Origin of the sequence: Streptomyces flavofungini (assembly GCF_030388665.1) — a bacterium.
Classification (GTDB): Bacteria; Actinomycetota; Actinomycetes; order Streptomycetales; family Streptomycetaceae; genus Streptomyces; species Streptomyces flavofungini_A.
The window spans coordinates 2,756,447-2,776,235 of sequence record NZ_CP128846.1 but is presented as its reverse complement, the minus strand read 5'-3'; the positions used below and the strand labels follow the sequence as shown (position 1 = coordinate 2,776,235).

The 19,789-nt window shown below is 72.8% G+C and carries 17 protein-coding genes and 1 pseudogene; 9 read left to right on the top strand and 9 right to left on the bottom strand.

Annotated features, from left to right (window positions below):
- Nucleotide 1 precedes the first annotated feature (1 nt).
- Nucleotides 2-1,294: a helix-turn-helix domain-containing protein gene (locus QUY26_RS10870; RefSeq protein ID WP_289945439.1), complete on the bottom strand. Its 1,293-nt coding sequence runs from the start codon at nt 1,292-1,294 to the stop codon at nt 2-4.
- Between the two features lie 201 nt (nt 1,295-1,495).
- On the opposite strand from QUY26_RS10870, the gene QUY26_RS10865 reads away from it, so the two are divergent.
- A complete protein-coding gene (locus tag QUY26_RS10865) occupies nt 1,496-2,476 on the top strand; it encodes a proline dehydrogenase family protein (protein WP_289945438.1) in 981 nt (326 codons plus the stop codon).
- A gap of 50 nt (nt 2,477-2,526) precedes the next feature.
- Nucleotides 2,527-4,158: an L-glutamate gamma-semialdehyde dehydrogenase gene (gene pruA, locus QUY26_RS10860; RefSeq protein ID WP_289945437.1), complete on the top strand. Its 1,632-nt coding sequence runs from the start codon at nt 2,527-2,529 to the stop codon at nt 4,156-4,158.
- A gap of 99 nt (nt 4,159-4,257) precedes the next feature.
- On the opposite strand, the gene QUY26_RS10855 is transcribed toward pruA, so the two are convergent.
- Complete coding sequence (locus QUY26_RS10855; RefSeq protein ID WP_289955647.1) at nt 4,258-5,127, bottom strand: alpha/beta fold hydrolase; 870 nt, start codon at nt 5,125-5,127, stop codon at nt 4,258-4,260.
- A gap of 175 nt (nt 5,128-5,302) precedes the next feature.
- Here QUY26_RS10855 and QUY26_RS10850 point away from each other — a divergent pair, with 175 nt between their 5' ends.
- A complete protein-coding gene (locus tag QUY26_RS10850) occupies nt 5,303-6,397 on the top strand; it encodes an alkene reductase (protein WP_289945435.1) in 1,095 nt (364 codons plus the stop codon).
- A 13-nt stretch (nt 6,398-6,410) separates the two neighbouring features.
- Here the strand turns inward: QUY26_RS10850 and QUY26_RS10845 are convergent, their stop codons facing one another.
- The 4 genes and pseudogenes from QUY26_RS10845 to QUY26_RS10830 form a co-directional block, all read right to left on the bottom strand.
- Nucleotides 6,411-7,142: a nitroreductase family protein gene (locus QUY26_RS10845; RefSeq protein WP_289945433.1), complete on the bottom strand. Its 732-nt coding sequence runs from the start codon at nt 7,140-7,142 to the stop codon at nt 6,411-6,413.
- Nucleotides 7,143-7,303: 161 nt separating this feature from the next.
- Nucleotides 7,304-8,458: pseudogene (locus QUY26_RS10840) on the bottom strand (lysophospholipid acyltransferase family protein); the annotation flags it as partial.
- A 170-nt stretch (nt 8,459-8,628) separates the two neighbouring features.
- Complete coding sequence (locus QUY26_RS10835; protein WP_289945431.1) at nt 8,629-9,492, bottom strand: phosphatidate cytidylyltransferase; 864 nt, start codon at nt 9,490-9,492, stop codon at nt 8,629-8,631.
- Nucleotides 9,489-10,382, bottom strand: coding sequence for a CDP-alcohol phosphatidyltransferase family protein (locus QUY26_RS10830; RefSeq protein ID WP_289945429.1), 894 nt, complete (start codon nt 10,380-10,382; stop codon nt 9,489-9,491). The genes QUY26_RS10835 and QUY26_RS10830 overlap by 4 nt, the downstream gene beginning before the upstream one ends.
- Nucleotides 10,383-10,459: 77 nt before the next feature.
- Between QUY26_RS10830 and QUY26_RS10825 the strand changes: the two genes are divergently transcribed.
- Complete coding sequence (locus QUY26_RS10825; RefSeq protein ID WP_289945426.1) at nt 10,460-11,020, top strand: GNAT family N-acetyltransferase; 561 nt, start codon at nt 10,460-10,462, stop codon at nt 11,018-11,020.
- A gap of 62 nt (nt 11,021-11,082) precedes the next feature.
- Here the strand turns inward: QUY26_RS10825 and QUY26_RS10820 are convergent, their stop codons facing one another.
- Nucleotides 11,083-12,099, bottom strand: a complete 1,017-nt coding sequence (locus QUY26_RS10820) for an NADP-dependent oxidoreductase (protein WP_289945420.1) — start codon at nt 12,097-12,099, stop codon at nt 11,083-11,085.
- 236 nt (nt 12,100-12,335) lie between these two features.
- Between QUY26_RS10820 and QUY26_RS10815 the strand changes: the two genes are divergently transcribed.
- Both QUY26_RS10815 and QUY26_RS10810 read left to right on the top strand, forming a co-directional pair.
- A complete protein-coding gene (locus tag QUY26_RS10815) occupies nt 12,336-13,304 on the top strand; it encodes a LysR family transcriptional regulator (protein ID WP_289945418.1) in 969 nt (322 codons plus the stop codon).
- A 217-nt stretch (nt 13,305-13,521) separates the two neighbouring features.
- Nucleotides 13,522-13,650, top strand: a complete 129-nt coding sequence (locus QUY26_RS10810) for a hypothetical protein (RefSeq protein ID WP_087885970.1) — start codon at nt 13,522-13,524, stop codon at nt 13,648-13,650.
- Between the two features lie 22 nt (nt 13,651-13,672).
- Here QUY26_RS10810 and QUY26_RS10805 read toward each other — a convergent pair whose 3' ends face one another.
- Nucleotides 13,673-15,262: a purple acid phosphatase family protein gene (locus QUY26_RS10805; protein WP_289945411.1), complete on the bottom strand. Its 1,590-nt coding sequence runs from the start codon at nt 15,260-15,262 to the stop codon at nt 13,673-13,675.
- A gap of 142 nt (nt 15,263-15,404) precedes the next feature.
- Here QUY26_RS10805 and QUY26_RS10800 point away from each other — a divergent pair, with 142 nt between their 5' ends.
- Together QUY26_RS10800 and QUY26_RS10795 are read left to right on the top strand one after the other, a co-directional pair.
- On the top strand, nt 15,405-16,445 hold the full coding sequence (locus QUY26_RS10800) for a 3-isopropylmalate dehydrogenase (protein WP_289945409.1): 1,041 nt from the start codon (nt 15,405-15,407) through the stop codon (nt 16,443-16,445).
- 251 nt (nt 16,446-16,696) lie between these two features.
- On the top strand, nt 16,697-17,785 hold the full coding sequence (locus QUY26_RS10795; RefSeq protein WP_289945406.1) for a branched-chain amino acid aminotransferase: 1,089 nt from the start codon (nt 16,697-16,699) through the stop codon (nt 17,783-17,785).
- Nucleotides 17,786-17,827: 42 nt separating this feature from the next.
- On the opposite strand, the gene QUY26_RS10790 is transcribed toward QUY26_RS10795, so the two are convergent.
- The gene (locus QUY26_RS10790) at nt 17,828-18,529 is read right to left on the bottom strand and encodes a TetR/AcrR family transcriptional regulator (RefSeq protein WP_289945405.1); all 702 of its coding nucleotides are present in this window, start codon (nt 18,527-18,529) and stop codon (nt 17,828-17,830) included.
- A gap of 139 nt (nt 18,530-18,668) precedes the next feature.
- On the opposite strand from QUY26_RS10790, the gene QUY26_RS10785 reads away from it, so the two are divergent.
- Nucleotides 18,669-19,598 (top strand): zinc-binding dehydrogenase, encoded by a 930-nt coding sequence (locus QUY26_RS10785; RefSeq protein WP_289945403.1) that lies wholly within the window; start codon nt 18,669-18,671, stop codon nt 19,596-19,598.
- The last annotated feature ends 191 nt before the right edge of the window (nt 19,599-19,789 follow it).

Below are 19,789 nucleotides of genomic sequence, written 5' to 3'. Positions count from 1 at the left end.
GCTACAGGCGTGCCGCCTTGAGGACCATGTGCAGCAGGAGCCGGTCCTCGCCCTCGTCCAGGTCGAGCTTCGTGAGCTGTTCCACGCGCGAGAGGCGGTAGTAGAGGGTCTGGCGGTGGATGCCCAGTTCGGCCGCCGCGCGGCCCGCCTGGCCCGCGCGGTCGAGGAACACCTCGGCCGTGCGGGCCAGTTCGCGATGGGCGGGGGAGAGCAGTTCGCGGGCCGCCGCGTCCCGCGCGGCCTCCGGGGGCAGCGCCGTCAGCAGCCGGTAGGGCCCGATGTCCGACCAGCGCGCGAGCGGCGCGAACCGCGGCTCGGCGAGCGCCGCCCGCGCCGCCGCCGTCGCCTCGCCCCACGCCGCCCCCAGGTCGTCGAGCCCCCGCCGGGCCTCCGCCACCCCGGCCGCAGCGCCCTGCCCCGCCGACTCGGCCAGGCGCGCGGCCGCCGTGAGCGCGGGCGTCAGGGCGTCCGCCGAGCGCAGGCGCACCAGGACCGCCAGCGCCTGGCCGAGGACGCCGGGCGCGGTGGGCCACGGCACCGTGCACAGCGCCGCCGCGCCCGGCACCGTCCGCAGCGCGGGCGCGTCGTCCGGGTCGGCGATCGGGGCGGCGGCGGTCGCCGGTCCGTTGCCGGGGTGCCGTCGGGAGCCGGGGGAGTGCCAGGGCGCCACGCACACCAGGGCGTGCGGCCCGTCCGCGCGCGGCCCGAGCGCCGTGTGCAGCGCCGCCACCGTCATGTCCCGCTGCCAGCCGCGCTCCGCCGTCAGGGCCGCCCGGAACTCCCGGGTGAGGTCGGCGCCCGCCTGGACCTCCTCCGCGAGCAGGGCCCCGATCCGCGCGGCCACCTCCATGGCGGCGGTGAGCTGGGCGTCCGTGGGACCCGGCTCGTCGTCGAGCAGCCAGACGTAGCCCAGGGCGAACCCCCGATGGCGTACCGGAAGACAGACGCGGCCGCGGTGCACGCCCGCCTCCGGGGTGGGCGGGATCCGGACCGGCCTGGTGGCACGGGTGATGCCGAAGCTCTCGAACCAGGCGCGGACCTGGGCGGTGGAGCGGCGGGTGAGGATCGAGCGGGTCCTGACCGGGTCGAGGTCGGGGGCGTCGAGGCCGTCGCCGCCGTCGTGCGCGCCGAAGGCGATCAGCTCGAAGTCGCGGTTCTCCAGCGTGGCGGGCGCGCCGAGCAGGGTCGAGATCTCGTCGACCAGTTCCTGGTAGTCGCCCTTCACCCGCTGCCGCCCTTCGCCCGCGCCACTCCGTGGGAAGGCCACCCCGTAGGCAGCCCGTGCCGTACGCATCCCACCCGTACGCAGCCCATTGTCACGCAGGCAGGACCGGCCCTCATACATATGTCTGAGATCCAGCCCACGGATGCGTGACAGGTGTCGATGGCCCACGGTCGGAGGGATCCATAAGTTTCACGGTGGTTCTCCGTGTCGTACCGGTTTTGTCGCAAAATTGTCGGTACGGCACTCGCTCGTACTCCCGTGGAGGTGCCCGTGCTGGGTCCCGTGATCCTTGCCGCGTCGCGCAGTGACCAGATGCGCCGTTTCGTGTCGGCGGCGCCGGGCACCAAGCAGGTCGTCGACCGGTTCATCGCCGGTGAGACGGTCGACCAGGTGGTCCCGATCGTCGTCGACGCCGCCGACAAGGGCCTCGAGGTCACCCTGGACGTGGTGGGCGAGGACATCACCACGGTGGAGCAGTCGTACGCCGCGCGCGACGCCTACCTGGAGCTGATCGACCGGCTCAAGGACCTCGGCCTCGGCGCCAAGGCCGAGATGTCCGTGAAGCTGTCGATGTTCGGCCAGGCCCTCCCGTCTCCCACCGCCACCCCCGACGGGGGGCCCTCCGGGCCCGCGGAACAATTCCAGGGTGGCCACGAGCTCGCCCTCGCGAACGTCCGCCCCGTGGTCGAGGCCGCCGCCGCCATCGGCACCACCGTCACCCTCGACGCCGAGGACCACACCACCCTCGACTCGATGTTCGCCATCCACGAGGAGCTGCGGAAGGACTTCCCGCAGACGGGCTGCGTGATCCAGTCGTACCTGTTCCGCACCGAGGACGACGCCCGCCGCCTGGCCGCGAACGGCAGCCGCGTGCGCATCGTGAAGGGCGCCTACAAGGAGCCCGCCTCCGTCGCGTACCAGGACAAGGCCGAGATCGACAAGGCGTACGTCCGGATCCTGAAGATCCTCATGGAGGGCTCCGGCTACCCCATGATCGGGTCCCACGACCCGCGGCTCATCGCCATCACCCAGGAGCTCGCGCGCCGCGCCGGGCGCAAACTGGACGAGTACGAATTCCAGATGCTCTACGGCATCCGCAGCGACGAGCACCTGCGGCTCGCCGCCGAAGGCCACCGGATGCGCGTGTACACCGCCTACGGCACCGACTGGTACGGCTACTTCATGCGCCGTCTCGCGGAGAAGCCGGCGAACCTGCTGTTCTTCGCCCGGTCGGTCCTCACCAAGGGCTGAGCCCGCCCCCGGCCGCCAGATTTCCCCCGCACAAAGGAGTTACGGAACTCATGGACGCTGTGACCCAGGTCCCCACCCCGGTCAACGAGCCGGTCCACGGCTACGCCCCCGGCTCCCCGGAGCGCGCCCGGCTCGAGACCAAGCTCAAGGAGCTGTCCGAGAACCCGATCGAGCTGCCGATGACGATCGGCGGCGTGAAGCGCCTCGGTGGCGGCGAGCCCTTCCAGGTCGTGCAGCCGCACAACCACAAGGCCGTCATCGGCACCGGCCGCGGCGCCACGAAGCAGGACGCCCAGGACGCGATCGACGCGGCCCTGGCCGCCGCTCCGGCGTGGCGTGCGATGTCCTTCGACGACCGCGCCGCGATCATCCTGCGCGCCGCCGAGCTGCTGTCCACGACGTGGCGCGAGACGCTGGCCGCCTCCACCATGCTCGGCCAGTCCAAGACCGCCCAGCAGGCCGAGATCGACACTCCCTGTGAGCTCGTCGACTTCTGGCGCTTCAACGTGAAGTACGCCCGCGACCTGCTCGCCGAGCAGCCCCCGGCGAACTCCACGGGCGTCTGGAACCGCCTGGACCACCGCCCGCTGGAGGGCTTCGTCTACGCGATCACGCCGTTCAACTTCACGGCCATCGCGGGCAACCTGCCCACCGCCCCGGCCCTGATGGGCAACGTGGTCGTGTGGAAGCCGTCCCCGACGCAGACGCACGCCGCCGTGCTGCTCATGCAGCTCCTGGAGGAGGCCGGGCTGCCCAAGGGCGTCATCAACCTGGTGACCGGCGACGGCATCGCCGTCTCCGAGGTGGCCCTGAACCACCGCGACCTCGCGGGCATCCACTTCACGGGCTCGACGAAGACCTTCCAGTACCTGTGGAAGACCGTCGGCGCCAACATCGAGAAGTACCGCTCGTACCCGCGTCTGGTCGGCGAGACCGGCGGCAAGGACTTCGTCGTCGCGCACCCGAGCGCCGACCGCGCGATCCTGAAGACCGCGCTGACCCGCGGCTCCTTCGAGTTCCAGGGCCAGAAGTGCTCCGCGACCTCGCGCGCGTACATCCCGGCCTCGATCTGGAACGACGGCTTCAAGGAGGAGTTCGCGGCCGAGGTCGACGGCATCAAGATGGGTGACGTCACCGACCTGTCGAACTTCATCGGCGCCGTCATCGACGAGCGCGCGTTCGCCAAGAACAAGGCGGCCATCGACCGCGCCAAGGCCGACGAGACCTGCACGATCGTCGCGGGCGGCACCTACGACGACTCCGTCGGCTACTTCGTGCGCCCGACCGTCGTCGAGTGCACCGACCCGGCCAACGAGGTCTTCACGACCGAGTACTTCGGCCCGTTCCTCGCCGTGCACGTCTACGAGGACGACAAGTACGAGGAGATGCTGACCCAGATGGAGTCGGCGTCCGACTACGCGCTCACCGGCTCGGTCATCGCGGGCGACCGCGCCGCCGCCGCGTACACGATGGAGAAGCTCCGCTACGCCGCGGGCAACTTCTACATCAACGACAAGTCGACCGGCGCCGTCGTCGGCCAGCAGCCCTTCGGCGGCGGCCGCGCCTCCGGCACCAACGACAAGGCCGGCGCCCCGCAGAACCTGCAGCGCTGGACCCTGACCCGCGCCATCAAGGAGACGCTGGTCCCGCCCACCGACTACACCTACCCGCACATGGGCTGACCCCCGACCGGCGTCGGGCCCGGCCCGCGGCCCGACGCCACCCCGACCCCCGCCCCCGGCCCGGGCCCCACCCCGGCCGGGGGCGGTGACGTGTCCGGACTACCGCACCCGCCGGCTGAGGAAGTCGTCCATCAGGCCCGCGATCTGCTCGGCGTGCGTCTCCAGGGCGAAGTGGCCCGTCGGCAGCAGGTGGATCTCCGCCTCGGGCAGGTCGCGCTGGAAGGCGAGGGCCCCCGCGGGCACGAAGATCTCGTCGTGGCCGCCCCACACGGCGAGCACCGGCACCCGGCTCGCGCGGAAGTACGCCTGGAAGTCCGGGTAGAGGTCGATGTTGCTGCCGTAGTCGCCCATGAGGGCGAGCTGGATCTCGTCCTGTCCCGGGCGTGCCATCAGGGCCGCGTCGTGGTCCCAGGCGTCCGGGCTGACCGCGCTCGGGTCCGGGACGCCGTGTGTGTACTGCCACTTGATGCCCTCGGGGGAGCGGATCTCGCGCACGGGCCCGGCGGTCTCCTCGCTCGGCGCCGCGATGTACGCGAACACGGGCGCCCACGCCTCCTTTCCGAGCCCTTCCTCGTAGGCGTTGCCGTTCTGTGTGACGATCGCCGTGACCCGGTCCGGGTGGGCGAGCGCGAGCCGCAGGCCGATCGGGGCGCCGTAGTCCTGCACGTACAGCGCGAACCGGGTCAGGCCGATCGCCTCGGTGAACTCGGCGGTGACGAGCGCCAGTTCGGCGAAGGTGTACGGGAAGTCCGTGGCGGCGGGCGTCGCCGAGCGGCCGAAGCCGATGTGGTCCGGCGCGATGACGCGATAGCGCCCGGCGAGGCGCGGGATGAGGTCGCGGAACATGTGCGAGCTGGTCGGGAAGCCGTGCAGGAGCAGCAGGGCGGGGGCGTCGGCGGGGCCCGCCTCGCGGTAGAAGACCTCCTGGCCGCGGACCTCGATGGACCGGTAGTGCACCTGGGCGCTCATATCTAACCTCTCAAGTTCGCTTTGATGGTTGCGATGGGGTGAGTAGAGCACGCTCACGGCTAACCGGTCAATGTGGTTTCAAGGGTTAGGTCTCGGGGTTTCGGTCGGCTCTCCCCGCGCCCTCGTGCTCGTCGCACTTGAAATTGACACCGGCGTCAACTTCTACGGTTCCGGCATGACGAACACCTCGCTTCTCGCCCCGTACTCCGCAGGCCACCTCGGCCTCCTGCCCAACCGCATCGTCATGGCTCCCATGACCCGCGCCCGCGCCGCCGAGGACGGCACGCCGTTGCCCGTCGTCGCCGACCACTACGCCCAGCGCGCGAGCGCGGGCCTCATCGTCACCGAAGGCATCTGGCCCAGCAGCCGGGGCCAGAGCGGCTGGCGCTTCCCCGGGCTCGAAACCGCCGCGCACATCGAGGGCTGGCGGCACGTGACCGACGCCGTGCACGCCGCGGGGGGCCGCATCTACGCGCAGTTGATGCACGGTGGCCGCAACGGCCACCCGCTGGCCCGCATCGACGGCGACCTGCCGCTCGCCCCGTCCGCCGTGACCCCGCCCGGCCATGCGCACGGCCCCGACGGCAGCAAGCCCGACTACCTCGCCCCGCGCGAGATGAGCCTCGACGACATCCGCACGGCGGTCCAGGGCTTCGTGGACGCCGCCCGCAACGCCATCGAGGCCGGATTCGACGGCGTCGAACTGCACGGCGCCAACAGCTACTTGATCCACCAGTTCCTCGCCGACAACACCAACCTGCGCGACGACGCGTACGGCAGGGGCTCGATCGCCGACCGCATCCGGTTCGCCGTGGAGGTCGTGCGCGCCGTCGCCGACGCCATCGGCGCCCGGCGGCTCGGGCTGCGGCTCTCGCCCGGCAACCCGCAGTTCGGCATGTACGAGGCCGACCCCGGCCCCGTCTACCGCGCGCTGCTCGACGAGATCGACGGCCTCGGCCTCGCCTACCTCCACCTCACCGACAACGACACCTATCCCGCTCTCGCCGACCTGCGCCCCCGCTGGCACGGTGTGCTCATCGGGAACGTCGGCGAGAACGGCGACCCGACGACGCGCGAGGCCGGCGAGGCCGTCCTCGCGTCCGGCCGCGCCGACCTCGTCTCGTACGGGCGGGCGTTCATCTCCAACGCCGACCTGCCCGAGCGGTTCGCGGCCGGCGCGGCCCTCCAGGACATCGACGAGGCGCACCTCTATACGCACGGGGCCGAGGGCTACACCGACTACCCGGCGCTGGCCAGGGCGTCGGCGTAGCCGCCGGGAACGGTCAGACCTCCACGAGGACCTGGTCCAGCGACTTCCGTACCAGGTCGGGGACCTGGCAGTCCGGGGCCGGGTAGCCGACGGGGACCACCGCGAACGCCTTCTCGTTCGCCGGGCGGCCGAGCACCTCCGACAGGAACCGCATCGGGCTCGGCGTGTGCACCAGCGCGGCCAGGCCCGACAGGTGCAGCGCGGAGAGCAGCATGCCGACGGCGATGCCGACGGACTCGTCCACGTAGTAGTGCTTGTGCTTGGTGCCGTCCTCGCCCAGCCAGTAACGCTGCTGGAAGACGACGATCAGTGCGGGCGCGTCCGTCAGGTGCCGCTTCACCTCGTCCGTGCCGAGCGGGCGCAGCGCGGCCAGCCACTCCTCGCCGAGCCGCCCGTGGTAGGAGATGCGCTCCTCGTGCTCGGCGGCCTCGCGGATCCGGCGGCGTATCTCCGGATCCTGTACGAGGACGAACGTCCACGGCTGCTGGTGCGCGCCCGACGGCGCGGTGGCCGCGCAGGCGATGGCGTCCCGCACCACCTGTGTGGGCACCGGGTCCGACGAGAACTGCCGCACCGTGCGGCGCTCCCGCATGCGGTCCCTCAACTCCGCTGCCTGGCTGAGGGATTCGGCCTCCGGCATGCGGGCCGGGCGGTAGGGGACGGAGCGGTAGGGCTGCCCGTGGATGGGGGTCCAGCGCTCTTCGGGGTGTCCGGTCTCCGGCTTGCTCTGTTCGGTATCAGGCATGAGCCGAGTGTGCCGCGCGGGGGGCGGGGCGGACAGGGGGCGGTGGCGGGTTTCGGGGGCGGGGCGGGTCTCGGAGCGTCGGCTCCTTCGGATGGGTGCCGGTCGGCTCCGGATGCCCGCGGCCGGCTCGGCTCCGCGCGGTCAGCTCCAGCTCCGTACGATCAGCTCCAGCTCCGTACGATCAGCGAGAGGCCGATCGTGAATCCGGTGCCGAGCAGGGCCAGATACAGGCCGTAGTGGCGGCGCAGGCGGTGGGCGAGGAAGCCGAACGCGCCGCACGCCAGGCCCACCGTGAGGGTGCGTGATCCGCGCGCGAGGGCCGACTGGGCCAGCCAGTCCGGGGCCGGGACGTCGGCCTTGCCCGCCCCGGCCGCGTACACCTTGAAGGGGATGCCGTTCCACGGCTGGTCGCGGACCGCCGCCGCCCCCTCCCGGGCCAGCTCCGCGCGCACTTCCGCCCGCATCCGGTCCGTGGTGAGCGGCTGTGGCAACTGCACGCCGGACGTGGCGAGTTGGAGGGCGAGGACGCCGCCCGCCAGCGTTCCCGCAAGGGCCGCGAGGGACAGCTTCAGGGCGCGGCGCGGTACCGCCACGCACACGATCGCAAGCAGCAGCTCCGGCATCAGCGGCCAGCTCAGGGCCTCCGCGAACGCCCAGGCGAACGCCAGCGGGAGGGCCCAGCGGCTCGTGAGGACGCGGGCGACGCGCTTGCGGACGCGGGAGTCCTTCAGGGGCTCCTCGGTCGTACGGCGGTGCAGTGCCGACACCGCGTCGCGGGCCTCCTCCGGGGTCGCCGTCGGCGGGAGCGGGGTGCCGATGCGGACGCGTACCAGGGCCGGGCGCAAGGGGCCGTGCTTCGGCAGGAGGCGGTCCGTGCCCGCGATGCCCACCGGGACCACGGGGACGTTGGCCTCCCTCGCCAGGACCAGGGCGCCCTTGTGGAACGCGCCCAGCTCGCCCGCCCGGGCGCGGGTGCCCTCCGGGAACAGGACCACCGCGCGGCCCGCGCGCAGGTCGCCCGCCCTGGCCAGGAGGTCGTCCATGCCGCCGCCCGTGCGGCGCACGGGGAAGCCCGCGGCCAGGCGGGAGCAGATGCGGCTGCGCCAGCGGGAGGCGAACCAGTAGTCCGCCGCCGCGGCGATCGTGGGGGCGTGGGTCGCGTCCAGGGCGGCGAGGAGGGCCGCTGTGTCCGCGTGGGAGGTGTGGTTGGCGACGACCACGCAGCCGCCCTTGGGGAGGCGGCCGTGGCGGGAGACGCCGCCGGTGAGGGTGAGGAGGGTCCACCAGAGGGCTCTCCGTAGGAGCGCCGCGGTGCGCTGTCCCCGATCCCGTCCCTTCCCGACACCGGGGCCCTGCCCCGGGCCCCGGGGGTGGGTGTTGCCTTGAGGCGGGACGGTCCTCCGTCGAACCGGCGCTTCGCGCCTCGTCCTCGAACGCCGGACGGGCTGACGGCTCACCCGGTGCGGACAGGTGCGGGTCGGCGTCGTCACAGTGTCACCGCCATCGTCACGAGCAGAGCCAGGAGCAGGGAGTCCACTCGGTCCAGGAGGCCGCCGAAGCCGGGGAGCCAGGCGCCCGCGTCCTTGACTCCCGCCTCACGCTTCACCATGGACTCCAGGAGGTCGCCGAGGACACAGCCGGTGAGGACCGCGCCCCACAGGAGCGGTGTGAAGGCGCCGACCGCGGCGAGGGCGGCGGCGGTCGCCGCGGCCGAGCCGAGGACGCCCGCCCAGGTCTTGTTGGGGGACAGGGCGGAGAGGGGGCGGGCCAGCGGACCGCCACGGCCGAGGGCCGTGCCGCCGCACCACGCGCCCACGTCGCCGAACGCCACCGCCACGCCCACCGCCACCGCCGTGTCGCCGAGCAGGACCAGGCCGGTCAGGGCCACGGGGATCCACAGCAGGCCGAAGACGGTACGGGCGGCGCGGGTGAAGCCGTGGGCCGCGTCGCCCGAGAGCAGCGCGGGCAGCGCGGCGACGAGCAGGAGGGCGCCGAAGACGCGTACGTCGAGGGTGTCCGGCGCGGCCCAGGCCGTCGCGGGGAGCAGGACCGCGGCCGCCCACAGCACCGCGCGTTCGCCACGCGGCAGGGCCGCCATGCGGGCGTACTCGCCGACCGCGACCGCCCCGAGCCCCGCCGCGAGCACGAACGCGCCCGCCGGGCCCGCCCAGAACGCCCCGAGGAACAGCGGCGCCGCCAGCGCCCAGGTCCGCCACCGCCGCCGCAGCTCGGCCCGCATCCGCACCCGCGCGGGCAGCGCCGCCACGGCCACGCCCCCGGCCCCGAGCACCCCTGCCACGACCGGCGCGGCCCGCCCGACCGCCTCACCGACAAGAACCGCGAGACTCATCGCACCCTCAACTCCCCCCGCACTGCCGGCGTCTCGGACCGACCCGGCGCACTCGCGCGTCCCGGCGCCGGACACGTCACCGGCTGTCCTGCCGCCTCCACCTGTCCCGGTCGCCCCGGTGTTTCCGGCGCCTTCGGATCCCGCGGAGCCTGCTGCTGCTCCGGCGCCGTCGGCGACCCCGGAGCCGTCGGCTCTCCCAGCGCCCTGGGCTGCTGCCCCGGCACCGCGACCCCCTCCAACCGTCCCGCCTCGCCCAACTCCCGCCACAGCCGCACGCAGCGTGTCCCCGCCGTCAGTGCCGAGCCCGCCGCGATCACCGCGAGGATCGGGACCCACCAGCCGGACGCCGCCGCCACGACCACGAGGGCGCAGCGTTCCGTCTTGCCGACGGGGCCGCCGTTGAGGCGCGGTGCGCCCGCTGCCGCGCCCGCGAGGGACACCCAGGACGGGAGAGTCGAGGCCAGGGCCGCCGTGGCCACCAGCCACAGGGGGGCCAGGGGCAGGAAACCGGCGATGACGGCCAAGTCGGCCGCCCTGTCGCCCAGTTCGTTGAGCAGGGCGCCGCGCCGCGTGGTGCGGCCGGTGTCGCGGGCCAGGGCGCCGTCGAGGTTCGCGAACGCCAGGCGGGCCGCGAGCAGGAGCGCCACCGGCAGGGCCGCGAGCAAGGCGGCGAGCGGGGCCGGGAGCCACGTCGGGAGCCACGTCGGGAGCCAGGCCAGGATCGCCCCCGCGGCCGCCGCGCACACCACGCCCGCCGCGGTCAGCGTGTCCGGGGACACCCCGCGGCGGGCCAGCGCGCGGCGCACGCCGGACAGCTTGCGCGCGTACCAGGGCTTCAGCGCGTACAGACCGGGACCGGGAGATCCCGAGGAGCCGGAGGAAGCGTTCATGCAGGTGACTCTGCCGCCGCCGGGGGCGCCGGAATATCGGGGTGCGTACTCAAATGGGGTCTGAGTACCGTAGGTCCGTGATCCGTTCGACCACCCCCCTTTCCCCTGTCGGCGCGGTGCTGCGCACAGCCCACACCGCCGACCTGTCCGCCGCCGAACTCCGTGCCGGCCGCGCCCTGATGGACCTCGCCTTCGACGGCGACTTCAGCGACGAGGACTGGGCGCACGGTCTCGGTGGCATGCATGTGCTCGTCCATGACGAGGAGGGCACGCTGCTCGCGCACGGCGCTGTCGTGCAGCGGCGCGTGCTGCACAACGGCCGTTCCCTGCGCGTCGGTTACGTCGAGAACGTCGCCGTGCGCCCCGACCGCCAGCGCCAGGGCCTCGGCGGGCAGGTGATGGGCGCCCTGGAGCGGATCGTCGACGGTGGCTACGACCTCGGCGTCCTCTCGCCGTCCGACGAGGGCGAGAAGCTGTACCGCGCGCACGGCTGGGTGACCTGGCCGGGACGCGTCGGCACGCTCAGCCCCGAGGGTCCGCTCTCCATGCCCGACGAGGACCCGCCGATGCTGTGGGGCGCCGACCTCGACCCGGCCCACGAACTGCTCATCGACTGGCGGGACGGGGACGTGTTCTGAGGTGTTCTGAGGTGTTCTGACGTTTTCAGGGGTCCGCTCCGGCTGCCCGGGCCGGCCGTGGGCTACGGCTGCCCGTCCGTCGCCCGGATGATCATCTTGCCGACGTTCTCGCCCCGCAGCATCCCCAGGAACGCCGTCACGATCCGGTCGAAGCCGTCCACGATCGTCTCGTCGAGGCCGATGCGGCCGCTCTGCAGGTGCGGCACCACGAAGTCGTACAACTCGTCCTGCAGATGACGGTGGTTGCGGACGTGGAAGCCCTCCATGCGCAGGCTCTTCTCCACGATCTCGGTGAGGTTGCGGGGCGCGGACAGCGGCTCCGGGTCGTTGTACTGCGCGACCGTGCCGATCCGCACGATCCTGCCGAACTCCCGCAGCCCCTCGATCGCCGCCTCCAACTGCTCGCCCCCGACGTTGTCGACGTACACGTCCACGCCGTCCGGGGCGGCCTTCGCGAGCAGGTCCACGGCAGGACCCGCGTGGTAGTCGAAGGCGGCGTCGTAGCCGACCCGCTCCGTCAGGTACGCCACCTTCGCCGCCGAGCCCGCGCTGCCGACGATCCGGCCCGCGCCCATGACCCGCGCGAGGCGTCCCGTGGCCGTCCCCACGCCGCCCGCCGCCGCGGAGACGAACAGGTCCTCGCCCTCACGCAGCTTCGCGATCCGGGTCAGGCTCACGTACGCCGTCAGGCCCGTGCCGCCCAGGATGCTCATGTACGCCGACAGCGGCACCCCGTCGAAGCGCGGCAGGCGCCGGACCTCCTGGGGGGTCACCACGGCGTGGGTGCGCCAGCCCTGCCGGTGGAAGACGATCTCGCCCTCGGCGATGTCCGGCGTCCGGGAAGCGGTGACGCGGCCGATGGTGCGCCCTTCGAGCGGGGCGTTCAGGGCGAACTCGCCGTCCATCATCTCGCGGTGGTACGGGTCGACGGACCAGTACAGGTTCTCCACCAGGGCGGTGCCCGGCGCGGGTTCCGGCACCGCGGACTCCACGAACGCGAAGTCGTCGGGGGTGGGGAAGCCGTGCGGGCGGGCGATCTGGTGGACGGTGCGGGCGAGGGCGCCGGAGAAGCTGTTCATGGAGCCGACCGTAAGGGGGGAATGCGGGGGAGCGGCAGAGGGTTCGGTTCATGGAACGCGCCGAAGCATGAGCGCTCCTCATGGGGTCGCAGGGGACCTCACGGGGTCTCATGGGATCCCTGGGACCTCGTGGGATCCCTGGGATCTCGTGGGATCCCTGGGATCTCGTGGGATCTCGTGGGAGGGGTGCTCGGCGGAGGGGCCGGACAGGAACAGACACGCCCAAGGGGGAACCGGTGGCCGAGCCCGACCTCGCCCCGCACGAACTGCGGATCATCGTCGCCGTCGAGCAGGCCCGGAGCTTCTCCGGCGCCGCCCGCGACCTCGGCCTCACGCAGTCGGCGGTGTCGCACTCGGTGCGCGGCACGGAGCACAAGCTCGGCGCCGTGCTCTTCGAACGCGGCCGCAAGGGCGCCACGCCCACCCCGGCGGGCGAGCGGGCCGCCGCCCACGCGCGCCGTGTGCTGCGGCTCCTTGAGACCCTCGTCGCCGAGACCCGGGGCGCCGCGAGCGCGACGAGCACCGGCGGCCCCGGGGAGCCCACCCTCACCGGCCCTTTGCGCATCGCCGCCTTCCGCAGCGCCGCCCTGCACCTCCTGCCGCCCGCCCTCGCGAACCTGCGGGCCCGTCACCCCGGCCTGGAACCCGAGGTCCGCGTCGTCCGTGAGCTGGGCCGCGGCACCGCGGGCGAGGTCGCCGACGGGCGCGCGGACCTCGGCATCGCGACCATCGGCACCACCTCGCCGATCCCGCCGGGCCTTGTCGGCGGCGTGCTCGTCGAGGAGGCCTACTCCTTCGTGCACCCGGCGGGGCACCCCGACCCGCGCTCCCTGCCGCTGGTGGACTGGGCCGAGAACTGCACCTCGTACACCCGCGACTGGTGGGCGGGCCAGGACTGGATCCCACGGGCGACCACGCGGACCGAGGACGACGGGGCGGTGCTCGCGATGGTGAGCGCGGGGCACGCCATGGCGATCATGCCCGCCCTGTCCCTGACCGGAGCGCCGCCGACGGTGCAGATCACCGATCTCGGCGCCGACCGGCCGACACGCTCCGTGGGCTATGTCACCACGCCTGAGCAGGCCGGATCGCTGGCCGTTCGGGCCCTCATCCGGGAGCTGCGCGCCCTGCGGACGCATCCGGAAGCGGAAGCGGATTCGGCCGACCCGGTGGGAGCCGTCTCAGATAGTAGGAAGTCCGAGTAACTGTAGAGACAAGTGGGCGAAGCTGTCTTAGCTTTGTAGGAGCCGAACGTCTCGCTCGATCAAGCGATGGGCGGCTGCGAGCCGGGCCCCGCGCAGGCGAACCCTGCGGCCCGCGCTCCCCGCCCCTTCCGGCGTCTCGTAACCCCCCCTTTCTCCGCGTACGACCGTGCGTACGTGGACCCGCACTCCCGGATGCGATCTAAGGAGTCGATTTCCCATGGCCGAGACGACCGCCCGCCGAGTCCGCCACGCCGTCCGCCCCAGCGAGTCCGAGCGCAAGAACGCCGCCGCCGCCCTTCAGCGGGCCCTGGACCGCAGGGACAACGGCGGCGAGACGGGGCACTGAGCCCCGTCGCCCCGCCCGAGCGCTAACGCCCGCGCTCGATCTCGAAGTGGTCCACGCGCTCGCCGCTCTCCGCGAGCGCCGAGACCGTCAGCTTCGGGCGCGCCCCGGCCGTCACCTCCACCGCGAGGAACGAGAAGCCGGTGTAGCGCACCCGTGACCACTGCACCGTGTCCGGGTCGGGCAGGCGCAGCCTGGTCCAGTGGAAGGTGAGGATCGTGCCCTCGTCCTTCTCGTGGCCCTCGTAGCTGTCGTCCACCCCGACCGGGAAGCTGTACAGGTCCTTGCCGGCGCCGCCCGCGGTGACGTACACGATGCCGTCGCGCGTCGGATCGGTCGACGCGCCGACCGGCACCGGCTTGCCGACCTCGCCGCCCTTGATGGCGTCGGTCCGCTCGTAGACGTGGTTGTGGCCGTTGATCACCAGGTCCACCCGGTGCTTGGTGAACAGCGGCAGCCACGCGTCGCGCACCCCGCCGTCGGAGCCGTGCGTCGCCGTGGAGTACGCGCAGTGGTGGAAGAACACGACGACGAAGTCGATGTCCTCGTCGGCGCGCAGCTGCCCGAGCCGCTTGTCGAGCCAGGCGGTCTGCTTGCCGTCCGTGTAGCCCTTGTTGGCGGGGATCTCGTACGAGACGTCGTTCGCGTCCAGGGCGACGACGCCGACGTTGCCGTAGCGGAACGAGTAGACGCCCGGCGCGTTCTTCGGGTCGAAGCCGTTCTCCGGCAGCGACCAGCGGGCCGACTGGCCGCCGTAGCCGTTCGGCGAGTACCACGCCTCCATGTCGTGGTTGCCGGTCGTCACCATCCACGGCACGGACTTCGCCACCGACTCGGTCTGCGCGAGGAACTGGTCCCACACGCGCGCGTCGTACCGGTCGCCCTCCTTGCCGTGGCCCGTGGTGTCCGCATAGCAGATATCGCCCGCGTGCAGGTGGAACGCCGGGTTCTGGCCCAGGATCAACTGGTCGTTGGCCAGCGCCTCGTAGCTCACGCCCTGGTCGCCGAAGGCCGTGAACACGAACTTCTCCGGCCGCGCGGGCGCCGTGCGGAACGAGCCGAGCGTGGCCATGCGCTCCGGCGACGCCGGGTCGAAGCCGTCGTGGCCGACGCCGTAGTAGTACGTGGTGCCGGGCTTCAGGCCGTCGAGCGCCACGTGCAGGTAGTACTGCTCGACCTTCGGGAGCTTCTTCGACAGGGACGGCGTGTGCAGGTCGCGCACCTCCGCCTCGATCTTGCGGCTCAGCTCCCAGGGCTTGAGACCCACCCGTACGTAAGGGGACCTGACGGCGAACGGCACCTGCCAGGAGATGCGCATCTGCGTCTTCGGGTCGGCGCCGAACGCGAGATGGCGGCCGAACGGCGCGACGAGCTTCCCGTCGACCCGCACCGGAGCGCGCGAGGCCGCGAGCGGGGACGTGGCGGTGCCGCGCTCGGCGTACGCGCTGCCCGAGCTGCCCGCGAGCAGGCCGATGCCGCCCGCGACGCCCGCCGTCGCGAAGGAACTCGCGAGCACCTTGCGCCGGGAGAGCCTGCCGCGGAGGTATTCGTGCTGCTCCGGCATGCTCATCCGCCGGGCGAGGTGCTCAGGGATGCCGAGATTGGGGGTGTCCATGACCAGAAACTTCCCAGTAGCCCCCAACACCCGCCAGACGTCGGGGTGAACACCTTTCGACCAGCAAGGGACCGGCCATCGCGGACTGTCCGCATCCTGGACATCCGGTGTCATTGAATGGGACGAGGAGTAGGGTGCCGACATGTCTCGCAGCATCAATCTCGCAGTGATCCCCGGAGATGGGATCGGCCAGGAAGTAGTGGCCCAGGGGCTCAAGGTCCTCAACGCCGTCCTCCCGCAGGATGTGAAGCTGGAGACCAAGGAGTACGACTTCGGGGCCCGCCGCTATCACGCCTCCGGTGAGACCCTCACCGACGCCGACCTCGCGGACCTCAAGAAGCACGACGCGATCCTGCTCGGCGCCATCGGCGACCCCTCGGTCCCCTCCGGCGTCCTGGAGCGCGGCTTCCTGCTCAAGCTCCGCTTCGCCTTCGACCACCACGTCAACCTGCGCCCCTCGCGGCTGCTGCCCGGCGTGGCCACGCCCCTCGCGGGCCAGCCCGAGATCGACTTCGTGGTCGTGCGCGAGGGCACCGAGGGCCCCTACACCGGCAACGGCGGCACCATCCGCAAGGGCACCGAGCACGAGGTCGCCACCGAGGTCTCCGTGAACACGGCCTTCGGCGTGGAGCGCGTCGTGAGGGACGCCTTCGCCCGCGCGCAGGCCCGCCCGCGCAAGAAGCTGACGCTGGTCCACAAGAACAACGTGCTCGCCTTCGCGGGCCACCTGTGGACGAACGTCTTCAACAAGGTCGCCGAGGACTTCCCCGAGGTCACCACCGACTACATCCACGTCGACGCGGCCACGATCTACCTGGTCACCGACCCCGGCCGGTTCGACGTGATCGTCACCGACAACCTCTTCGGCGACATCATCACCGACCTCGCCGCGGCCGTCTCCGGCGGCATCGGCGTCGCGGCCTCCGGCAACATCAACCCGAGCCGCGAGTTCCCCTCGATGTTCGAGCCCGTGCACGGCTCGGCGCCCGACATCGCGGGCCAGGGCAAGGCCGACCCGACCGCCACCGTGCTCTCCGTCGCCCTGCTCCTGCGCCACCTCGGATACGACGACGAGGCGAACCGCGTCGAGGAGGCCGTCTCCGCCGACCTCGGCGGACGCGGTGAGACCACTCGTACGACCGACGAGATCGGCGACGCGCTCGCCGTACGCGTAGCGGGCTGATCCGCCGGCTACCACCTCCGTCACGCCAAGCCGCCGGGTCGCACCAGCACCCGGCGGCTTCTCGTTTGCGGCCGCCGGGTGTCACCATCGAACCCAGGGCCGCCCCGGACCGCCGTTTCGTCCAGGTGCACCCGCGAGCGATAATCGAACGTGGGGCCGCGAAACGGCGCACGCCCGGACGCCGCGAGAAACGCGCGCGTGCGGGTCTCGGCGCGGTCCGTCACACACAAACCGGTGAAGGACACGCAACCATGACGACGCCCACGATCGAGCTCAAGCCCTCCTCGACCCCGGTCTCCGCCAAGGAGCGCGAGGCGGTCCTGGCCAGCCCCGGGTTCGGCCGCCACTTCACCGACCACATGGTGACCATCCGCTGGACGGAGGGCCGCGGCTGGCACGACGGCCAGCTCGTGCCCTACGGCCCGCTCTCCCTGGACCCGGCGACGACCGTCCTGCACTACGCGCAGGAGATCTTCGAGGGCCTCAAGGCCTACCGCCAGCCCGACGGCTCCGTCGCCCTGTTCCGCCCCGAGGCCAACGCCCGGCGCTTCCAGGCGTCCGCCCGTCGCATGGCCATGCCGGAGCTGCCCGTCGACACCTTCCTCGAGGCCTGTGACGCGCTGGTCCGACAGGACATCGACTGGGTGCCCGCGCACGGCGGCGAGGAGTCGCTGTACCTGCGCCCGTTCATGATCGCCACGGAGGCCGGGCTCGGCGTGAAGCCCGCCAACGAATACCTCTTCGTCGTCATCGCCTCGCCCGCGGGCGCCTACTTCCCCGGCGGCGTCAAGCCCGTCTCCATCTGGCTCTCCGAGGACCGCGTGCGCGCCGTCCCCGGCGGCATGGGCGACGCCAAGACCGGCGGCAACTACGCCGCGTCCCTGCTCGCCCAGGCCGAGGCCGCCGAGAAGGGCTGCGACCAGGTGGCCTACCTCGACGCCGTCGAGCACAAGTGGGTCGAGGAACTGGGCGGCATGAACCTGTACTTCGTGTACGGGGACAGGATCGTCACCCCCGAGCTGACCGGCTCCCTGCTCGCCGGAATCACCCGTGACTCCCTGCTCTCCGTCGCCCGCGACCTCGGCTACACCTCCGAGGAGGGCCGCGTCTCCATCGACCAGTGGCAGGCCGACACCGCGAACGGCACCCTCACCGAGGTCTTCGCCTGCGGCACCGCCGCCGTCATCACGCCCGTCGGCACGGTCAAGTCCGCCCGGGGCGAGTGGACGCAGAGCGGCGGCGAGCCCGGCGAGGTCACCATGAAGCTGCGGGACGCGCTGCTCGACGTGCAGCGGGGTGTCGCGGCGGACCCGCACGGGTGGATGCACCGCCTGGGCTGAGCCCGTCCCCGATCGTCCGGCCACGGAGGCCGGGCCCGGCAGTCATCTGCCGGGCCCGGCCTCCGTGCCGTTCCGGGCCGGGGCAGGGGACGCGGGGTGCGCGGTGAGCGCCAGGCTCTCGGGCAGGGCCGCGCTCGCGCGCCGGAACGCGGCGGCGAGAGCGGCCCGTTCGGGCGCGGACGTGCCGGTTGTCCAGGAGTCCAGGCCCCGGTGCCAGGCGGCGACCAGCAGGTCCACGGCCAGATGGACGCGGAGGTGGTCCGGGCCGTCCGGGGCGCCGCCGAGGTCGAAGCGGCGCACGGCGATGTCCACGGCGGCGCGGCCGGTGCGGTCGCAGAACGCGAGGCCGTGCGCGTCCATCGACGCATTCCGCGCGGCGAGACGGCGGCTGAGCAGCACGCGGTGCGCCCACTGCTCGTCCGGCATCCGGTCGAGCGTGCCGAGCAGGACGTCGCGCAGCAGCTCGTGCAACGGTCCGCCCCGCGGCCGCACCTGCTCCAGGTCCGCCAGGAACGCCGTCCACAGGTCGTGCAGCGGCGCGCAGGCCACGTCCTCCTTGCTGGCGAACGTGCGGAAGAAGGTCCGCTTGGACACCTCCACGGTGTCGCAGAGCTCGTCGAGCGTGACGCCGTCGAAGCCGCGCTCCGTGAACAGCTCCAGGGCGGTGTCGACCAGGGCCTGCCGGGTGCGGAGCTTCTTGCGCTCGCGCAGGGGGAGCGGGGTGGTGGGGCGGGCGGAGTCCATGGAGGGAGTGTAGTCCGGTAGCCAATGCCTCTTGAGCGCTAATGCCACTCAGTGGCACTATGGCGAAGGCCGGTCGGCGCCTCGGGGCGCCCACCCGCCCTTCCCTTCCTCCTGCCTCCCCGCTGAAAGGCGCTCCCTCATGCGCGCTCTCCTCGTCGACCCCGCAGCCCCCGCCGGACTCCGTCTCGGCACCGCGCCCGACCCCGAACCCGCCCCGCACCAGGCGCTCGTCCGGGTCGTCGCGACCTCCCTCAACTACGGTGAGGTCGCTGGTGTCGTGCCGGGCGCCGCACCCGGCACCGTGCTCGGCTGGGACGCCGCCGGGTACGTCGAGCAGGCCGCCGCCGATGGCTCCGGGCCTTCGGCGGGCACCCCCGTCGTGACCCTCGGCGAAGCCGGCGGCTGGGCCGAACTCCGCGCCGTGGACACCCGGTTCATGGGTGTGGTCCCGCCCGGAGCCGACCTCGGCGCCATCAGCACGATCCCCGTCGCCGGGGCCAGCGCGCTGCGGGCCCTGCACCGGGTGGGGCCCCTGCTCGGGCGGCGGGTCCTGGTCACCGGGGCCACGGGTGGGGTCGGGCGGTACGCCGTGCAGCTGGCCCGGCGGGGCGGGGCGCACGTGGTCGCCGCGACCGGGGATCCGGTGGGGCGGGGGGAGATGCTGCGGGGTCTCGGCGCGCACGCCGTCGTCTCCGACCCCGCCGAGGTCGAGGGGGTGCTCGACGGAGTCGTGGATCTCGTCGGCGGGCGGCAACTGGTCTCTGCGTACGAGAAGTTGGCGGAGGGCGGGGTGCTGGTCGCCGTGGGGCACTCGGGTGGGGACGACGAGCACTTCGCGCACGGGGTGCTGTACGGGGACCAGGGGCGGCACGGGCGGTCGATCGTGAGCTTCTTCCTGCTGGGGTGTGGTGGACTCGGGCGGGACTTGGAGTGGCTGGCCGGGGAGGTCGCCGGGGGGCGGCTCGACGCGGGGGAGACGTGGCGGGGGGACTGGGGGAATGTCGGGGGCGCGGTGGAGGCACTGCTGGGGCGGCGGTTGCGGGGGAAGGCTGTGCTGGAGGTGGGGTGAGGGTGGGTGCCTTGCCGGGGGCTTTCCTCGGCCCCGTCCCTTCCCGGCTGTGACGAGGTGCGGCTCCGCCGCGTGGGGGGCTTCGCCCCGGAACCCGTATCGGCGCTCCGCGCCTCGTCCTCAAGCTCCCCCGAGCTCTTGAGGAGCAGGGCGTACCCCCGCGACGGGCTGAAATGTGCCGGGCTGTTCGG

Excerpts from the sequence above, each read along its gene's own strand:
- QUY26_RS10870 (WP_289945439.1), bottom strand. The coding sequence starts at position 1,294 with ATGCGTACGGCACGGGCTGCCTACGGGGTGGCCTTCCCACGGAGTGGC.
- pruA (WP_289945437.1), top strand. The coding sequence starts at position 2,527 with ATGGACGCTGTGACCCAGGTCCCCACCCCGGTCAACGAGCCGGTCCAC.
- QUY26_RS10855 (WP_289955647.1), bottom strand. The coding sequence starts at position 5,127 with ATGAGCGCCCAGGTGCACTACCGGTCCATCGAGGTCCGCGGCCAGGAG.
- QUY26_RS10850 (WP_289945435.1), top strand. The coding sequence starts at position 5,303 with ATGACGAACACCTCGCTTCTCGCCCCGTACTCCGCAGGCCACCTCGGC.
- QUY26_RS10845 (WP_289945433.1), bottom strand. The coding sequence starts at position 7,142 with ATGCCTGATACCGAACAGAGCAAGCCGGAGACCGGACACCCCGAAGAG.
- QUY26_RS10835 (WP_289945431.1), bottom strand. The coding sequence starts at position 9,492 with ATGAGTCTCGCGGTTCTTGTCGGTGAGGCGGTCGGGCGGGCCGCGCCG.
- QUY26_RS10830 (WP_289945429.1), bottom strand. The coding sequence starts at position 10,382 with ATGAACGCTTCCTCCGGCTCCTCGGGATCTCCCGGTCCCGGTCTGTAC.
- QUY26_RS10820 (WP_289945420.1), bottom strand. The coding sequence starts at position 12,099 with ATGAACAGCTTCTCCGGCGCCCTCGCCCGCACCGTCCACCAGATCGCC.
- QUY26_RS10810 (WP_087885970.1), top strand. The coding sequence starts at position 13,522 with ATGGCCGAGACGACCGCCCGCCGAGTCCGCCACGCCGTCCGCCCCAGC.
- QUY26_RS10805 (WP_289945411.1), bottom strand. The coding sequence starts at position 15,262 with ATGGACACCCCCAATCTCGGCATCCCTGAGCACCTCGCCCGGCGGATG.
- QUY26_RS10800 (WP_289945409.1), top strand. The coding sequence starts at position 15,405 with ATGTCTCGCAGCATCAATCTCGCAGTGATCCCCGGAGATGGGATCGGC.
- QUY26_RS10795 (WP_289945406.1), top strand. The coding sequence starts at position 16,697 with ATGACGACGCCCACGATCGAGCTCAAGCCCTCCTCGACCCCGGTCTCC.
- QUY26_RS10790 (WP_289945405.1), bottom strand. The coding sequence starts at position 18,529 with ATGGACTCCGCCCGCCCCACCACCCCGCTCCCCCTGCGCGAGCGCAAG.
- QUY26_RS10785 (WP_289945403.1), top strand. The coding sequence starts at position 18,669 with ATGCGCGCTCTCCTCGTCGACCCCGCAGCCCCCGCCGGACTCCGTCTC.